Raw genomic sequence first — 15,507 nt, 5'->3', positions numbered from 1 at the left:
GATGAACGCCACCCTGTCCGCGCGGCTGCACGTCACGGTACGGCTGTTGATGTACGCCCGCCTGCTGCTGCTCGCCATGGCGGTCGTCCTCGTGCCGGACGAGCGGTTCACCACGGCGCTGCTCGTCGCGATGGGCGTCGTGGCGGTCCTCTCGCTCACGGTGGCGCAGCTGCCAGGCCGACTGCTGCCCCTGCTGGCCCGCAGGCCCCTCCTGCTGGCGGCCGACGCCGCCGCGGCCTACCTCGTCCTGGAGTCCGCCGGCGCCTTCGGCCCGTTCTTCCTGTTCAGCGTGGTCACCTCCGCGCTGGCCGGAGTGCTGTACGAGTGGCGGGGCCTGCTGTTCGTCTGCGCGCTGCAGGTCCTGCTGTACGACCTGGCCGCCCGGTCCATCCAGAGCGTCGGCATCCAGGCGGTGGTCGCGCTGCCCGTCTTCTACCCGGTGGCGGGATGCGTCGGCGTCGCCGTCCACCGGCTGCTCCAGCAGTACGCCGAGGCGGAGGAGGCCCGCCGTGAGGCGGAGGTGGTCGCGGCGTCCGCGGAGGAGCGGCTGCGGCTCGCACGGGACATGCACGACTCCCTCGCCAAGACGCTGCACGGGGTCGCCCTGTCCGCGGCCGCGCTGCCGGCCTGGGTGCGCAAGTCCCCGGACCGCGCCGAGCAGGAGGCGGACAACATCGCCGCCGGCCTGAAGATCGCGGTGGCCGAGGCGAGGGAGCTGATCGCCGGCCTGCGGGACGGCGACCAGAGCGTGCCGCTGGCCGAGGCCGTACGACGGATGACGGCGGACTGGGCGGCGAGCACCGGAATCGCCGTCGAGGTGGGCGTGACCGACGACGTGCGCCTCCCGCCCGTCCGGCGCGCGGAGACGCTGGCGATCCTCAAAGAGGCGCTGACCAACGTCGAACGCCACGCCGCCGCCGGGACCGTACGGATCACCCTGACGGCGGACGGCCGCGGCACGGAACTGTCGGTGCGGGACGACGGCAAGGGCTTCACGTGCCCGCGCGACATGGCGGACCTGACGAACGCGCTGGTGCGGGACGGTCACTACGGCGTCGTCGGGATGGCGGAACGGGCCAGGCGGGTCGGCGGCCTGCTGACCCTGACCTCCTCGCCCGGCAACGGAAGCACCCTCACGGTCAGCCTGCCGGAGGTCAACGGAGTACGGGAGGCGGTTCGATGATCAGCGTCATGGTGGTGGACGACAACCCGGTCGTGCAGATGGGGCTCGTCGCGCTCCTGGAGACCGCCGACGACATAAAGATCGTCGCGACGGCCCGTGACGGCCGGCAGGCCATCGACCTGGCCCGGCAGCTCCGCCCCGACCTCGTCCTCCTCGACGTGCGCATGCCCGACGTCGACGGCATCCGGGCCGCCGGGCCGTTGTCCGCGATCAGCCGGGTGCTCATGCTGTCCTACAACGAGGACCCCGCCTCGATCCGCGACTCCATCCAGGCCGGGGCGTGCGGGTACCTCGTCCACGGGTCCTTCTCCCCGGACGAGCTCGTCACGGCCGTCCGCGACGTCGTGGCGGGCCGCGCCAACCCGCTCTCCGCGGTCGCGGCGCGGGTGGTGGTGGAGTCGCTGCAGTCCGCGTCCGGTGTGCCACCGGCCGGATGCGCCGGCCTGGGCCTGTCCACCCGCGAGGTCGAGGTCATGCGCCTGATCACGCAGGGGCGCTCGAACGTGGAGATCGCCGGCGAGCTCGTCCTGTCCGAGAAGACCGTCAAGAACCACGTCAGCCGCATCTACGCCAAACTCGGGGTCCGCACCCGGGCCGCCGCGATCGCCCGCTGGCTCGGCACGGCGAACCCCTGAGGGTGCCCGGCGGCGCGATGGCACTTCGGCGAGACTCCATCGAGGCTCCGGGGAGCCTCGGCGAGGCTGAAGGGTGTTCGGCGGGGTCAGAAGGGCGCGCCCTCGGAGCGCTCCGTCGGCTCGGCGCGCTCGGCCATGGCCGCGGCGAGCCTGGCACGGGCGCCCTCCAGCCATTCCTCGCAGATCGCGGCCAGTCTCTCGCCGCGCTCCCACAGCGCCAGGGACTCCTCGAGAGTCAGGCCGCCCGCCTCCAGTCGTCGTACGACGTCCGTCAGCTCGTCACGGGCCTGCTCGTAGGACAGCTCCGGTTTCTCCTCCGCCACAGTCCAACCTTAGGGCCTGTCTCGACGCAGCCCCTTGAGGACGGGCCGCCGCCGCACGACCCTGGCGAGACGCGCCCGCTCTAGGATCGATCGTCATGTCATTGGTACGGTCGGCCACCGATGCCGACATCCCCGAGCTCGTACGGCTCCGGGCGCTGCTGTTCGACGGTCTGAGCGCGCGCGGATGGGGAGCGCCGCCGCCCGGGGACGGGTGGCGGCGGACGTGCGCCGAAGCGCTGCGCGAGCGGCTCGCCGATGACATGACGAGGATCCTGGTCCTCGATGAGGAGACCGGGCTGGCCGCCTGCGGCATGGGCGTCGTCGACCTGCGGCTGCCCGGCCCGTACAACCCGACGGGCCTGATCGGGCACGTCTACGGGGTCGTCACCGATCCGGCGTTCCGGCGGCGAGGTCACAGCCGTTCGATCATGGAGGGGCTGCTCGCCTGGTTCGCCGAGCGCGGCGTGAGCCGGGTCGACCTGAACGCCACCGCGGACGGCGAGCCGCTCTACCGGTCCCTCGGCTTCACCGAGCATCCCGAACCGATGCTCAGCCGCAAGCGGTAGGGACGCCGGTCAGCCGGACAGGCTTCCGATGATCACGAACATGAAGAACAGGACGAAGACCGCCGGGAAGACGTACGCCGCCGGCCGCTGGAACACCGAAGGCCCCGGATCCGCGGGCCGCCGTGCGCCGGCGACGGCCGGCTGTGGCGCGGGCAGGTTCGCCACCTTGCCGCGGGCGATCAGGTTGAACAGCAGGAAGAACGGCGACAGCACGATCGCCTGGATGCTGCACCAGCCACCGGCCAGCGTCTTGGTCGTCTGCTTCCGGAAGGTCGCCAGGCCGCAGTCCCGGCAGAACGGCCCGTGCGCCGTCCAGATCGTGTGCATGATCACCGCGCCGGTGATTCCACGGAACGTCGCCTGAGCCGCGGGCCCGTTGCCGCAGACGCGGCACGCCGGCCCGCCGAAGGCGGCGGGGTTCCCCACCGGCGCCGGGTGACCCTGCGCCGGCGCCTGCTGGTAGGCGGCCGGCTGTCCCTGGTACCCCTGCGCCGGGTAGGCGGGCTGCTGCCCCTGGTAGGCCTGCTGGTAACCCTGCCCGGCCGGGTACGCCCCGGGCTGCGCCTGCGCGGGCGGGTATCCCTGCGGCGCCTGGTAGGGCTGCTGGTACTGCTGTGGGGCGGCGTACTGCTGCGGGGGCCCGTACTGCGGCGGGGCGGCGTACTGGGCGTTCGGCTGCTGTGGGTGGCCCTGGTACGGCTGCTGCCCGTACGGGCCGGGAACGGGCGGCTGGTACTGCGGAGGCTGGGTCAACGGGGAGTCCTTTGCGAGATCTCGGGCCCGTGCCGCCGTCAGCGGTCAGCGGTCAGCCCGAGAAGAGATGAAGCAGTGGCAAGAGACCATCTTCGCCGCTTATGGGACTGATGTGCATCCGGTTCGGCCGGGAGCGCGGTCAGACGGCGTCGACGCGTACCGTGATCCGGCCGTCCTTGAACCGCACCAGCAGCTCGTCGTCCTTGTGGACGTCCGCCGCCGCCCGTACGACGGACTCGTCGGGGCGCTGCGCGATCGCGTAGCCGCGTTCGAGCGTCGCGGCGGGGGAGAGGGCCACGAGCCGCGCGCGGGTGTGGGACAGGCCGTCCCCCGCCCGGTCGAGGGCCGCGGCCAGGCAGCGCCGGGACCGGTCGCGCAGGGTCGCGACGCCCTCCGCCTGCCGCTCGATCTCCCGCGCCGGGTCGGCGAGCGCGGGCCGGGAGCGCATGCCCGTGAGCCACTGGATCTCGCGTTCGACCCGCCCGGACAGGCAGCGTCGCCCCCGGTCGCGCAGCTGGCCGATGAGCGCCAGCTGCTCGCGGACGTCGGGAACGGTCTTCTTCGCCGCGTCGGTCGGAGTGGAGGCGCGCACGTCGGCGACGTAGTCGAGCAGCGGAGTGTCCTGCTCGTGGCCGATCGCGGAGACGACCGGCGTACGGGCGGCGGCGACCGCGCGGACGAGCGCCTCGTCGGAGAACGGCAGCAGGTCCTCCAGAGACCCGCCGCCACGGGCGATGATGATCACCTCGACGTCGGGCGCGGCGTCCAGCCGGTGCAGCGCGTCGATGATCTCGCCCACCGCGTACGAGCCCTGCACGGCGGTGTTCTCGACCGTGAAGCGGACGGCCGGCCAGCGGCGCCGGGAGTTCTCCAGCACGTCGCGTTCGGCGGCGGAGTCCCGCCCGCAGATCAGCCCGATCGTTCCGGGCAGGAACGGCAGCGGCCGCTTGCGCTCGGCGTTGAAGACCCCTTCGGCGGCGAGGAGCTGCTTGAGGCGTTCGAGCCGGGCGAGCAGCTCGCCCACGCCCACGGGCCGGATCTCGAACGCCGACAGCGCGAACGACCCGCGGTTGATGTAGAAGTCCGGCTTGGCGTGCACGACGACCCGCGCGCCGTCGACGACGGCCGGGCCCGCGTTGTCGCACACGGCGCGGGGGCAGGTCACCCGCACCGAGACGTTCGCCACCGGGTCGCGCAGTGTGAAGTACGCCGTGCCGCCCCGGCGGTTCAGCTCGGTGATCTGGCCTTCGACCCAGATCCTGCCGAGCTTGGCGATCCAGCCGCCCACGAGCTGCAGAACGGTACGGACCGGGGTGGGCTGCTCCGGTGAGGTCTCCAACGCCATGTCGGAAGCCTAGCCAATACTTCGCCACTCGATATATGGTTCGGTCGTATGAGGTCGATGAGCGAGCCCACCTACTTCATCCTGGCGGCGCTCCTCGACGGTCCCCTCCATGGTTACGCGATCATCAAGCGCGCCGAGGAGCAGTCCGGCGGCCGGGTGCGACTTGCGGTCGGCACCCTCTACGGCGCGCTGGACCGGCTCGCCGGTTCCGGCCTGATCGCCGTGGACCGCGAGGAGACCGTCGGCGGGCGGCCCCGCCGCTACTTCCGGATCACCGAGGACGGTGCCGAGGCCGTCACCGAGGAGGCGCAACGCATGGCACGAGCGGCCAAGGTCGTGTTCGGACGGCCCGGAACGGCGCTGTCGTGAGCGAGCGGAGCGAGCACAGCGCATCCGGTCACCCCTCCGACGAAAGAGGACGCATGAACGCGGCAGGGTCACGCCTCGCCGGGCGGATCGTGAGCGGAGGAGAAGCCGGCCGCGCGGAGTCGTGGTACCACCGGTTGTTGCGGGCCTACCCGCCCGCCTACCGGGCCGCGCACGGCGAGGAGATCGTCGGGACGTTGCTGGAGGTCTCGGCGGGCCGGGCGAGGCCGTCGGCCCGGGAGTGCGCGGGCCTGGTCGCGGGCGGCCTCGCGGCCCGCTTCCGCGAACGCACCGCGCGGTCCGCGCCGTGGTGGGCCGACGGCCTGGCCCTGGGCGCCTTCCTGATCGCCCTGACCAACCTCGCCAGCGACCTGACGATGGTCGACCAGGACCTCTGGACGGCCTACGGGCCCTGGGTGATCTGCTCCGTCGTCTTGGTCCTGGCGCTGCTGCGCGGCCGGCTCTGGGTGGCGCTGCCCGTCGCGCTGCTCGAGGCGTACCAGGTGAACCGGTCGCTGATCGGCGGGGACTCGGTCCTTCGCGTGGTGCCGGAGTTCGGCCCCGTCTACGGCGTCGGCGAGACGGTCGTCCAGTACGGCGCCATGGTGGCCGCCCTGGTCGTCCTCGCGGTACTCGCCACGCGCCGGTCGGTCCGGCCGCGGCCTCGTTCGTGGTGGTGGCTCGCCGTCCTGGCCATCGTCTCGGTGGCCTGGCGCGTGCACATCACGATGGGCTCGCAGGTCGTGCCGGTGTGTTCGCCGGAGGGGGCCTGTCACCCGGCCCACGTCCCGAACGAGATCCCGTTGTTCGACCTGACACGCGTCGGACTGACCGTGCTCCTGCTGACGTGCGGAGTCTGGGCGACGGCGGTGACCCGGGACCTGCGCTGGGCGCTCGCCGGCGCGTTCTTCCTGCTGACGAGCACCGGCCCCCACGTCTATTACGCGCTGACCGGGGACGGCGTCCCGGTGACGCTCGTGGCCGTCTTCTGGGGTGTGCAGGCCGTGCTGGTGGGCGCGATGACCGTCACCGCCCGCCGAGGGGCTCGCGCACGGGCCTGAGCCGCCGGGCTCAGCGGGTGCGGAGGGCGCGGCGGGCGAGCGCGGGCAGCGGGACGGCCACGGCCAGGAAGACGGCGGCCACGAGCAGCCAGCCGCCGGCGCCGAACGCGCCCAGCGCCGTGGTGAAGATCGCCGGCGCGGCGATCTGGACGGTCGCGGTGGCCGCCTCGCTCACCCCCTGGTAGGCGCCCTTGGCCTCCTCCCGCATCAGGGACACCGACAGTCCCCAGCCGGCGGCGACGTACCCCAGTTCGCCGGCGAGGTGGAACAGGGCCGCAGTGATCACGGCGGCGGCGGCCAGGAGACCTCCGCCGCCCGAGGTGGCGGCCAGGAGCACGCAGGCGACCGCGAGCGCGACCCCCGCCCATGAGCCGGTGCGGGCGGCGCTCGCGGTCGTCCGCGCCAGGCGGTTGGCGGGCAGCTGGAGGAGCGCGATCCCCACCGAGCTGATCACCACCACCGCGCCGCTCAGCGACAGCGGCAGCCGCGTCGAGTGCGAGATCCACAGTGGCAGTCCGGTCGACAGCATCGCCCAGCACAGTGAGAGGACCGCCGATACGGCCATGACGGTGACGTACGGGCGGTCGGCGAGGGCGGCCCGGGCGTTCGAACCGGATCGCGGCGCACGCTCGGACCGCAGCGGCACGGTGGGCTCCGGAACGGCGGCCGTCATGGCGGCCAGTACCGCGAAGGTGGCCGCGTTGGCGGCGATGGCCAGGACGTACGCGCCGGGGCGGTCCACCGACTGGACGACGGCCCCGAGACCGGCGCCGGCGGCGTAGCCGACGTGCTGGACCACCCGCTGCCGCCCCAGCGCCGCCAGCCGCGCGTCGTTGTCCCGCACCAGCGCCGCGACCAGGGCCGTCCGTACGGCGGTGCCGCCGTTGGAGAGCGCGACGAACACCACGGTGACCAGGACGAAGCCCCAGGCCGCGTGGACCAGCAGGTACGCGGCCATGGCGGCGCCGCGCACGGCGGTGACGACGATGAGGATGACGCGAGGACTGAACCGGTCGGCCAGGGCGCCGAGGGGGACGGCCGCCGCCAGGCCCGCCCCGCCGGCGACGGCCATGCCGACTCCCACGATCGCCGGCGCGAGGTGGAGCACCCGGGTGAAGTACAGCGCCCAGATCGTGAACCACAGGCCGTCTCCCAGCGCGGAGACCCCCCGTCCCCACAGCAGGCGGCGCAGGCCGACGGCGACCGGCGCGGTGACTTCGGGCGATGCGACGGCGACCACGGGGCAACCACCTTTCACGAGATCGTTAATCGTGACCGTAGTGCCCGGAGATCGGGCGGGCAAGCACGATTCACGACTCGGTGTAAGTTGGATGTGGTCGAGAGGAAGGTGTCGCCATGGCCGGATGGCTGGACCCCGAGGACCCCGTCCTCGCCTCGGTGACCTCGCTCGCGCGGGAGCTGGCCGACCCCATCCGCCTCACCGTGCTGCAGGTCCTCGCGACCGAGGGCTCGCACACCATGAGTCAGCTCGCCGACGCGCTCGGCGTGTCGGCGCCCCGGCTCGGCAACCACCTGGCGCGGCTGCGCACCGCCGGGCTCGTCACCGTGGAACACTCCGGCCGGCACGCGACGTACCGCGTGGCCGAGGCCGGGATCGGCGAGGTCCTCGCCGCGCTGTCCCGCTTCGCGGGCGGCGGGGCCGCCGACACCCGCCCGCACCCCCGTGCCGAGGTGCACGGCCTCGCCCGTACCTGCTACGACCACGCGGCGGGTCGGCTCGGCGTCGCGGTGTTCGCCACGCTGGTCGAGCGGGGAGCCCTCGTGCCGCCCGACGGGCGCACCGCCGAGCTCGCCCTGGGGCCGGAGCGGTCCGTGTTCGCCGAGTTCGGCGTCGATCCGGACACGGTACGTCCCGGGCGCCGCAAGCTGGCGACGGCCTGCCTGGACCGGATCCAGCGGCTCCCGCATCTCGGCGGCGCGCTGGGCAGGGAGATCCTCGACGCCTTCGTGGAGCGCGGACTGGTCGAGCCGCGGCCCGGCACCCGCGACCTCCAGGTGACGGAGCGCGGACTCCACGAGCTGCCGGCCCTCCTGCCTGGGTTCGCCGCGGCCGCCGAGTGACCGATCGCGGCCTCCGCGGGCCGCCCGCCTTCATCCTTCGCCCGACCTCCGTACGCCCCTGCCTCGTACGCCGTCCGGCCGTCCTCGGGCCGTCCGGCCGTCCTCGGCCGTCCGGCCGTCCTTGGGTCGTCCGGCCGGCCTGACGGCGCGGCGTCCTCCTCCTGTGGGAATGCCGGAGACGGGGAGGCGTGTTCTAATGCTTAGCCAGGCTAACTTAGACTGGCTAAGTAATGAGGAGGGGCGATGACCGACCCGCGGACGCTCGCCGAGCACATCAACCGTGGGCTTCGTGACCTCGTGCTCATGCTGCGGCGAGCGAGCCTCGGGCAGCCGATCACGACCCAGCAGATGGCCGTCCTGGGCTCGCTGGAGGCCGGACCGCGCCGCATGTCCGACCTCGCGGCCGAGCACGGCGTCCGGCTGCCGACGATGACGCGGCAGATCGGGCGCCTCCTGCGGGACGGCCTGGTCGTCCGCGGCCGGAACGCCGACGACGCGCGGGTGGTCACCGTCGAGCTGACGCCCACCGGCGCGGAGAGGCTGCTCCGGGCACGGGAACGGCGCATCGACCACCTCACCGAACGACTGATGGCGCTGAGCGAGGACGAGCGGGAGGCCATCGAGGCCGCGCTGCCCGCGCTGGCCAAGCTCTTCGCCGACTCCTGAGGAGGAATCTCACCTCGATGGGCGCTACATCCCCCGACTCCCGTAAGACAGGAGGGCTCCTCCGCCAGCCGCTGTCCGTGTGGGCGACCGCCTTCGCCGCCGTCGTGGCGTTCATGGGCATCGGCCTGGTCGATCCCATCCTCCCGGCGATCGCGAAGGGCCTGGACGCGACGCCGAGCCAGGTCTCCCTGCTGTTCACCAGCTACTTCCTGATCACCGCGGTGGCCATGCTCGTCACCGGGTTCGTCTCCAGCCGCATCGGCGGCAAGAAGACCCTGCTCATCGGCCTGGCCCTGGTCGTCGTCTTCGCGGCGCTGTCCGGGACGTCCGGCTCGGTGGGCGAACTCGTCGGCTTCCGGGCCGGCTGGGGTCTCGGCAACGCGATGTTCGTCGCCACGGCCCTCGCCGTCATCGTCGGCGCGGCCAGCGGCGGCGCCGAGTCGGCGATCATCCTGTACGAGGCCGCGCTCGGCCTCGGCATCTCCACCGGCCCCCTGCTCGGAGCGGTGCTCGGCGGCTGGCACTGGAGGTACCCGTTCTTCGGCACCGCGGCGCTGATGGCGATCGGCTTCGTCCTGATCGCCACCCTGCTCCGGAACACCGCCGGGCCCGCGAGGAAGACCCGCCTGTCCGACCCGATCCGGGCGCTCGGCCACGGCGGCCTGTCGACGACGGCGTTCACCGCGCTGTTCTACAACTACGCGTTCTTCACGATCCTCGCCTTCACCCCGTTCGTCCTGCACATGGACGCGCACGGCATCGGCCTGGTCTTCTTCGCCTGGGGCGTGCTCCTGGCCCTGTGCTCGGTCTTCGTCGCCCCGGTGCTGCAGCGCAGGATGGGATCGGTCCGGGTCCTGTACCTCGCGCTCACGGTGCTGCTCGTCCTGCAGGTCGCGATAGCGCTGTCCGGACACACCGGGATCATCGTCTTCGTCATCATCACCGGCGTTCCGATCGGCATCAACAACACGGTCTTCACCGAGGCCGCCATGGAGGTCTCCGACGCGCCGCGCCCGGTCGCCTCCGCCGGGTACAACTTCGTGCGCTGGCTCGGCGGCGCCATCGCGCCGTACATCGCCAGCAAGCTCGGTGAGCAGGTCGACCCGAGCCTGCCGTACTACGCCGGCGCCCTCTGCTGCCTCGCCGGCATGGCGGTGCTCTACACGCGGCGGCGGCACCTCGAGTCACTGGACCGGGTGGACGTCGACCACACCTTCCAGGACGCCCCCACGCTCGCGCGGCACTGACCGCTCGAAGAACCGTACGGACCCCCACGCCTGCGCGCGGGGGTCCGCCGGTGATCGCCCAGGGTCCGGGTCAGGCCTGGCCGCGGAGCTTGGCGATGCGGTTCTCGTACTTCCGTCAGCGGCGGCGCGGGGACCTTGGTGATTGCGCTCATCATGCCTCTGACCTGTGCACGGGCTCTTGTGACGTTTCTCGGCGTTTCGCGCTTGCTCACGTCGTCGTGTGCCCTGGAAGTGCCCCGGCGACCCCTGATGCCCTTGACAGCCAAGCGTTCTCTCGGGTTTGCGTGAAGCCTGTGCGGTAGTATGATGCACGAAACTAAAGTTCGCTCGGCGGTCCCATGATGCTGAGCAAAGTGCACGGAGGGTGTGCATGAGCGTCGAACTTCCACTGCCGCAGTGGGCCCGCGACGCGTTCGGGCATCGGGCTGGACTCATTCGCCGGGGTATCGGTGAGTCGCTGTCGTCCGCGATGGAGAACGCCCAGGACTCTCAGAGCAAGTCCGGGACGCAGAAGCTGCATCCGTTCGGGTTCACGCTCATGTCTCGGAAGTTCGAGGTCCTGCATGACACCTTCAAGGACATGGATGACGTTCAGATCATCAAGCCTGCCGGTACTTCTTACGAGCTCGTCGTTATATCGGGACATCTTCTCTTCCCCTTCAAGTATGCCAAGGACCTTTCGGTCAACGTGATGAACGCTCGCATCAGCGAGAACCCGCCGTCTGGGCTTGTTCGGACGCTCTTCGAACGTTTCGGGCCCGAGCCGACCATGGAGCAGCTTCCTCTGGTGGATCTGAAGCTGGATGGCCAGCACCGAACCTCGGCGTTGCCGATTTACCTTCGTACGCTGGCGCAGCTGCCTGAGGACACGAAGCTGCTTCTGATCGCCTACGCTTGTAACGCCAAGGCCGGCCTTCTGAATGCTTGGTGGGGAGAGGCTGAGCTGTTGGACAAGGATGGCACCCTGCATTGGCATCACTGCGATCCGGTTCCGTTCTCCAAGGGCCTGCCGTCGGATGGTCAGGTACGAGGCTCCGGAACCGGTCCTACCGGGACGCCGGATGCATCGAAGTTCGATCAGGGAGCGATGCCGCGTACATCGCTGACTGCTCGCCCGCCGTTGGAGCGGAAGACCGATCAGGTTCCCCCGGTAAGCGAAGTTCCCGAGTCGCAGCCGGATGCAGATGATGAACGAGAATGACTTTCTGCGTCTCGTCGACGCCGGTGGCTCGGCCGCATCTCCTGGGCCGAGCCCCCAAGCCGTCGCGGACGCCTTCGATGGTGCTCGGCTGACTCAGGCTCGCCATCTAGCTTCACTCACGAAGAAGGAACTGGCGGAGGCGATCGGAGTGTCGCCAGCTGCGGTAGGTCAGTACGAAGCCGGGGTAACTCGGCCAAGACCGGATTTGATTCCGAGAATAGCCGAAGTGCTTTCGGTCCCATTGCCTTTCTTCATCCATGGTCGTCCGCATGGGAAGCTCGATGGCTCCATGGCGCACTTTCGGAGTCTGAGGTCAACGCGTGTCCATCAGCGGGCTAAGGCGGTGGCCTTCGTTGAGCAGGTATGGGAATTGACCTTCGCTCTGGAGAAGCGTATCCAACTTCCGTATGTGGACCTTCCTGGATTTGCTGGAGGAGAGGTTCAGTCAGGGAGTGTTCTGCCTCGAGATCCTGTTGATGCAGCTAAGGCGCTACGTGAGTATTGGGGACTGGGTCTAGGGCCAATAAGTCACCTCGTTCGACATATGGAGTCCAGGGGGATAATCGTCATCTTTTCAAAAGATGATGAGGATTCCGTTACTGTAGATGCGTTTTCAACGTCTAGCCTGCCTCGGCCAATTGTTGTTTTGACCCCCAATCGGTTCGATGATGTATATAGGCATCGATTTACGGCAGCTCACGAGCTTGGGCATCTAGTTCTGCATGGCGATGCGGCCGCAGGAGATATGCGACAGGAACGCGAAGCAGATGCGTTCGCGGCTGAGTTTCTTACGCCTCGTGACAGTATTTTGCCGGACTTGCCAATCAGGGCTGATCTTCGGCGGCTTGCAGAATTGCGGCAGGTCTGGGGAGTGTCGGTTGATTCCCTCTTGTATAGATGTCGCGAGCTTGGACTGCTTTCAGATTCTGCTGCGAGTCGTGCTTACCAGCGACTAGCTGCACTGCGTGGGCAGCCTGGATTCAACAGTGAGCCGATCACGGGGTTCCCAGGAGAGAATCCGGTGCTGCTGTCTGAGGCGTTCGACCTTGCGGTTAACCATACAGACTTGACGCTGCGATCCCTTGCGCGGGAGCTTGCCTGGCCAATATCAAGAGTTCGAGAATTGATTGGTATCGCAGATAATCGGCCTGCACTGCGGCTCGTTCCCTGATTCGTTAAGGATGGACCGTGCCATACGGGTAAGTCGCGTGATACGGAGGGGCGGGCACGATCTTTGGCCGGTGTCCTGCCTTGGGGCGGGAGCCCGGGGGCACTCAAGCTGACTGGCGATCTCGGGCTGGCTTGCCCTGCCCGCGGTTCCCGAGTCGTGCCCCCGGGCTTAGGGACCCGCCCCAAGGGAGGTGGGTAAAGATCGTGACCGCCCCGGCCTCGCGCGGACACCTCGGCCGGAAGCCTTCCTTCGGCGCGCGGGTGCGGTGGCCGGCCTTTTGGTCGCCCAGCTCGTCATCCGGCGCTGTGCTGCTGTACGGATCAGGCGGCCTCGGAAGTCCCCGCTATCCGCGCCAGCCGACCGGCTGCGAAGCTTGCCCGTCCCGGAGCGGAGCCCCAGCGGAGCGGAGGGCGGGCGCCGGGTCGGCGGCGCGTGCGGCCCGTCTTCGGGCCGCCTTGAAGCCGTACAGAAAGTTTGCACAGAGGCTGATGGCGTCTGTGGGCTGAGTCGATGGCCGATCGAGGTCGCGGGTAGGCCGACTGTCCATGCCGCTCTGTACGGTTGGGTTATGTCCTTGATCTCCTGGGCGTTCAGCCTTTCCAAGCAGCACCTCGCCGAGGCGCTGCCCCGTCGCTGGGCTCACGTGCAAGGTGTCGCCCGGCAGGCCAGATCGCTTGCGTCCGTAGCTGGCTCCGATGCGGAGCTGCTAGAGGCTGCCGCGGTTCTCCATGACGTTGGGTATGCGCCCGAACTTGCGCACTCGGGATTTCACCCATTGGACGGCGCGAGGTTTCTAAGCAGCCTTGGCGCTCCAGCTCGCCTCGTGAACCTGGTTGCGCATCACTCCTTCGCGATCCTTGAAGCGCGCATGCGCGGCCTGGAGGAGGAGCTAGCGGAGTATGAAGACGAGGGAGCCTCCGTAGTTCGGGATGCCCTGTGGTGCTGCGACATCACGACGACTCCGGACGGGACGACTACAAGCGCACATAGCCGAATCGCTGAGATTAAGCAGCGCTACGGCGCAGAGCACCTCGTGACCCGTTTCATCAGCGAGGCAGCACCCGAGTTGCTAGCCGCAGTGGAACGAACGGAAGAGCGCCGGCGGGCTGCCGTAGCATCAGCCTAGGTAGGTGCTGGTCCGTGACTCGGCGGCGTGGCTGATGCGTAGCCGCATGGTCGGGTGGATGTCTAGCTCATCCAGTTCGGAGAGTTCAAACCATCGCACTTCACTGGATTCGGAACTGGTACGTGGTGTGCCGCCGGTTGGCCTCGCACGGAAGCACAGGGAGAACTCCTGCCGTACCTCGCCGTCGTCGTAGGCGATGACGTGGTTAGGGTCGGAGTAGATCCCGCTCAGATTGATGACTTCCACGTCCAGCCCTGTCTCTTCGTGCACTTCTCGGGCTGCGGCCTGTGTGACGGTTTCACCGATGTCTTGGGCTCCACCAGGAAGCGCCCAAAGGGCGTTATCGGATCGCTTGATCAGCAGAATCCTGTCCTGTTCGTCCTGAACCGCCACCGCGACCGCAACCACGATGCTGTTTGCTTCGGGTGCTTTGGGATCGTTGTAGTAGTCGGTCTTAGGCATTCGGGTAATCCACCGCCTTCGCGCCCTCCCATACCGCGTTGAAGCTCTCCTCATAGGTGGAGAACAAGTCGCCGGCCGACAGACGCCGCAGGTGCAACGCCGGTGCATGCGGAGCAGTCTTGCCGTAGACGTGCGGGTTCACGATCATCTGGCTGTCGAACCGATAGATCGAGTTGTAGAGCACGGTGTCGTGTTGTCGGATCTCGATGCCGTCCGCTCCATCAAGGGATCGGAAGAACGCGAGAGCGTTCTCGATTTTTGCGGGGATGGCGCGCTCGCCGATGCCCTCGTCTCTGCTCCGCTGGATTACGGCGTTGCTTGTGGGGTCCCCGAAGAGCAGTCGGATGTATGCGCCTTCCTTGCCCTTCGTCTTCAGCGTTGAGATCAGCCCCGGCTTCTCTGTCATGAACATGCCGACGTAGACGAGGATGTCCACCTGTGTGGCCGCTTGCGAGAGCAGCTGGTCCCACAGATCGGCTGGAACCGAGCTGCGATGCGGGTAGACCTTCACGACCTCGGACTCGCTGATCTGCGATGCCTTCGTTTCGTCGACGGCACTGGGCCATAGGTAGCGTTCCGACTCGCGGAGAAGCGCGGCGATCCGGTGCCGGAACTTCGGATACGGTGTCCGGTTTTTAGTGATCCACCGCTCAACCGTCTTCGGATCGACGCCTAGGTGTTCAGCCAACTCGTCCGGGGTTACACCCTTCGACAACATTGCGTCACGAAGCCGGTCGTTAGCCATGAGGCTTTCCCTCCGAGGGACGAGCAGGGACGACTTCATAGTACCTCGGACGTCCCTAGTCGTCCCGCTGTGTGGTGAAGCCGTCCCAGCTTTGCACGGCAATTTGGTGTCCCGTAAGGGCAACGCACCGAGAGGCGGTGTGGCCCTCGATCGGAAGGAGAGCTTGTGAAGCTCTACGTGGACACCAGCGACAAGCAGGTGACGGTGTCGAAGGCTCCGGAGCCGAAGACCGATCAGAACGGTCAGCAGAAGAGCGAGCGTGGAACGGGTCGTCCCATGTGGTCGACGCAGGTGTTCGTCCTGGACGAGGACGGGGGCCAGGTCCTGGCCGTCACTACGGCTGGCGAGAAGCCGGACGTGAAGGTCGGACAGCTGGTCTCCCTGTCGAAGCTGGAGGCCCTGCCGTGGTCGAGCAACGGGAGAAGCGGCGTGGCGTTCCGAGCACTGGAGCTCAAGGCGGCCGGCGTTCAGTCGGGATCGCGGTCCTAGGGGCCTGACGCCTCTACGTCACCAGCGGTGTCCGATCACAGGAGTCCGAGGCAGGCGTAATGCGCCGGTGTCTTCCTCCTGATCAC

18 protein-coding genes are annotated in these 15,507 nt (G+C 68.9%); 12 read left to right on the top strand and 6 right to left on the bottom strand.

Annotated elements, in window-relative coordinates:
- The first annotated feature begins 1 nt into the window (after position 1).
- Positions 2–1,183 (top strand): sensor histidine kinase, encoded by a 1,182-nt coding sequence (locus NE234_RS04895; protein ID WP_252777632.1) that lies wholly within the window; start codon positions 2–4, stop codon positions 1,181–1,183.
- Entirely contained in the window at positions 1,180–1,818 is a 639-nt protein-coding gene (locus NE234_RS04890) for a response regulator (protein ID WP_252777631.1), read from the top strand. Before NE234_RS04895 ends, NE234_RS04890 begins: the two co-directional genes overlap by 4 nt.
- Positions 1,819–1,904: 86 nt before the next feature.
- On the opposite strand, the gene NE234_RS04885 is transcribed toward NE234_RS04890, so the two are convergent.
- Positions 1,905–2,141, bottom strand: a complete 237-nt coding sequence (locus NE234_RS04885; protein ID WP_252777630.1) for an exodeoxyribonuclease VII small subunit — start codon at positions 2,139–2,141, stop codon at positions 1,905–1,907.
- A 95-nt stretch (positions 2,142–2,236) separates the two neighbouring features.
- Between NE234_RS04885 and NE234_RS04880 the strand changes: the two genes are divergently transcribed.
- Entirely contained in the window at positions 2,237–2,707 is a 471-nt protein-coding gene (locus tag NE234_RS04880) for a GNAT family N-acetyltransferase (RefSeq protein WP_252777629.1), read from the top strand.
- 9 nt (positions 2,708–2,716) lie between these two features.
- Here the strand turns inward: NE234_RS04880 and NE234_RS04875 are convergent, their stop codons facing one another.
- Both NE234_RS04875 and xseA read right to left on the bottom strand, forming a co-directional pair.
- On the bottom strand, positions 2,717–3,460 hold the full coding sequence (locus tag NE234_RS04875) for a hypothetical protein (protein ID WP_252777628.1): 744 nt from the start codon (positions 3,458–3,460) through the stop codon (positions 2,717–2,719).
- Between the two features lie 139 nt (positions 3,461–3,599).
- Positions 3,600–4,805: an exodeoxyribonuclease VII large subunit gene (gene xseA / locus NE234_RS04870; protein WP_252777627.1), complete on the bottom strand. Its 1,206-nt coding sequence runs from the start codon at positions 4,803–4,805 to the stop codon at positions 3,600–3,602.
- Between the two features lie 57 nt (positions 4,806–4,862).
- Between xseA and NE234_RS04865 the strand changes: the two genes are divergently transcribed.
- Both NE234_RS04865 and NE234_RS04860 read left to right on the top strand, forming a co-directional pair.
- Positions 4,863–5,174: a PadR family transcriptional regulator gene (locus NE234_RS04865; protein ID WP_252777626.1), complete on the top strand. Its 312-nt coding sequence runs from the start codon at positions 4,863–4,865 to the stop codon at positions 5,172–5,174.
- 53 nt (positions 5,175–5,227) lie between these two features.
- Complete coding sequence (locus tag NE234_RS04860) at positions 5,228–6,232, top strand: hypothetical protein (RefSeq protein WP_252777625.1); 1,005 nt, start codon at positions 5,228–5,230, stop codon at positions 6,230–6,232.
- 10 nt (positions 6,233–6,242) lie between these two features.
- On the opposite strand, the gene NE234_RS04855 is transcribed toward NE234_RS04860, so the two are convergent.
- The gene (locus NE234_RS04855) at positions 6,243–7,472 is read right to left on the bottom strand and encodes an MFS transporter (protein ID WP_252777624.1); all 1,230 of its coding nucleotides are present in this window, start codon (positions 7,470–7,472) and stop codon (positions 6,243–6,245) included.
- Positions 7,473–7,588: 116 nt separating this feature from the next.
- Between NE234_RS04855 and NE234_RS04850 the strand changes: the two genes are divergently transcribed.
- From NE234_RS04850 to NE234_RS04825, 6 genes are all read left to right on the top strand, one after another.
- A complete protein-coding gene (locus tag NE234_RS04850) occupies positions 7,589–8,314 on the top strand; it encodes an ArsR/SmtB family transcription factor (RefSeq protein ID WP_252777623.1) in 726 nt (241 codons plus the stop codon).
- 243 nt (positions 8,315–8,557) lie between these two features.
- Positions 8,558–8,980 (top strand): MarR family winged helix-turn-helix transcriptional regulator, encoded by a 423-nt coding sequence (locus tag NE234_RS04845; RefSeq protein WP_252777622.1) that lies wholly within the window; start codon positions 8,558–8,560, stop codon positions 8,978–8,980.
- A gap of 17 nt (positions 8,981–8,997) precedes the next feature.
- Entirely contained in the window at positions 8,998–10,227 is a 1,230-nt protein-coding gene (locus NE234_RS04840; RefSeq protein WP_252777621.1) for an MFS transporter, read from the top strand.
- 370 nt (positions 10,228–10,597) lie between these two features.
- Positions 10,598–11,428 (top strand): hypothetical protein, encoded by an 831-nt coding sequence (locus tag NE234_RS04835; RefSeq protein WP_252777620.1) that lies wholly within the window; start codon positions 10,598–10,600, stop codon positions 11,426–11,428.
- Positions 11,406–12,599, top strand: coding sequence for a helix-turn-helix domain-containing protein (locus tag NE234_RS45170; protein ID WP_308206839.1), 1,194 nt, complete (start codon positions 11,406–11,408; stop codon positions 12,597–12,599). Before NE234_RS04835 ends, NE234_RS45170 begins: the two co-directional genes overlap by 23 nt.
- A 568-nt stretch (positions 12,600–13,167) precedes the next feature.
- Positions 13,168–13,725 carry an HD domain-containing protein gene (locus NE234_RS04825; RefSeq protein WP_252777619.1) on the top strand — a complete coding sequence of 186 codons (558 nt, stop codon included), beginning with the start codon at positions 13,168–13,170 and terminating at the stop codon, positions 13,723–13,725.
- Here NE234_RS04825 and NE234_RS04820 read toward each other — a convergent pair.
- Entirely contained in the window at positions 13,717–14,187 is a 471-nt protein-coding gene (locus NE234_RS04820; RefSeq protein ID WP_252777618.1) for an NUDIX hydrolase, read from the bottom strand. The genes NE234_RS04825 and NE234_RS04820 overlap by 9 nt on opposite strands.
- Complete coding sequence (locus NE234_RS04815) at positions 14,180–14,932, bottom strand: DUF5919 domain-containing protein (protein WP_252777617.1); 753 nt, start codon at positions 14,930–14,932, stop codon at positions 14,180–14,182. The genes NE234_RS04820 and NE234_RS04815 overlap by 8 nt, the downstream gene beginning before the upstream one ends.
- A 165-nt stretch (positions 14,933–15,097) precedes the next feature.
- On the opposite strand from NE234_RS04815, the gene NE234_RS04810 reads away from it, so the two are divergent.
- Positions 15,098–15,421: a long-chain fatty acid--CoA ligase gene (locus tag NE234_RS04810; RefSeq protein ID WP_252777616.1), complete on the top strand. Its 324-nt coding sequence runs from the start codon at positions 15,098–15,100 to the stop codon at positions 15,419–15,421.
- Positions 15,422–15,507 lie beyond the last annotated feature (86 nt).

The organism is Actinoallomurus rhizosphaericola (genome assembly GCF_024055675.1).
Lineage (GTDB): Bacteria > Actinomycetota > Actinomycetes > Streptosporangiales > Streptosporangiaceae > Actinoallomurus > Actinoallomurus soli.
The sequence above is the reverse complement of the archived record's forward strand: the minus strand, read 5'-3'. Positions and strand labels throughout refer to the sequence as shown.

Bases quoted from the DNA above. Each gene is read 5' to 3' on its own strand.
- NE234_RS04895 (WP_252777632.1), top strand. From the start codon at position 2: ATGAACGCCACCCTGTCCGCGCGGCTGCACGTCACGGTACGGCTGTTG.
- NE234_RS04890 (WP_252777631.1), top strand. From the start codon at position 1,180: ATGATCAGCGTCATGGTGGTGGACGACAACCCGGTCGTGCAGATGGGG.
- NE234_RS04880 (WP_252777629.1), top strand. From the start codon at position 2,237: ATGTCATTGGTACGGTCGGCCACCGATGCCGACATCCCCGAGCTCGTA.
- xseA (WP_252777627.1), bottom strand. From the start codon at position 4,805: ATGGCGTTGGAGACCTCACCGGAGCAGCCCACCCCGGTCCGTACCGTT.
- NE234_RS04865 (WP_252777626.1), top strand. From the start codon at position 4,863: ATGAGCGAGCCCACCTACTTCATCCTGGCGGCGCTCCTCGACGGTCCC.
- NE234_RS04860 (WP_252777625.1), top strand. From the start codon at position 5,228: ATGAACGCGGCAGGGTCACGCCTCGCCGGGCGGATCGTGAGCGGAGGA.
- NE234_RS04850 (WP_252777623.1), top strand. From the start codon at position 7,589: ATGGCCGGATGGCTGGACCCCGAGGACCCCGTCCTCGCCTCGGTGACC.
- NE234_RS04845 (WP_252777622.1), top strand. From the start codon at position 8,558: ATGACCGACCCGCGGACGCTCGCCGAGCACATCAACCGTGGGCTTCGT.
- NE234_RS04840 (WP_252777621.1), top strand. From the start codon at position 8,998: ATGGGCGCTACATCCCCCGACTCCCGTAAGACAGGAGGGCTCCTCCGC.
- NE234_RS04835 (WP_252777620.1), top strand. From the start codon at position 10,598: ATGAGCGTCGAACTTCCACTGCCGCAGTGGGCCCGCGACGCGTTCGGG.
- NE234_RS45170 (WP_308206839.1), top strand. From the start codon at position 11,406: ATGCAGATGATGAACGAGAATGACTTTCTGCGTCTCGTCGACGCCGGT.
- NE234_RS04825 (WP_252777619.1), top strand. From the start codon at position 13,168: ATGTCCTTGATCTCCTGGGCGTTCAGCCTTTCCAAGCAGCACCTCGCC.
- NE234_RS04820 (WP_252777618.1), bottom strand. From the start codon at position 14,187: ATGCCTAAGACCGACTACTACAACGATCCCAAAGCACCCGAAGCAAAC.
- NE234_RS04815 (WP_252777617.1), bottom strand. From the start codon at position 14,932: ATGGCTAACGACCGGCTTCGTGACGCAATGTTGTCGAAGGGTGTAACC.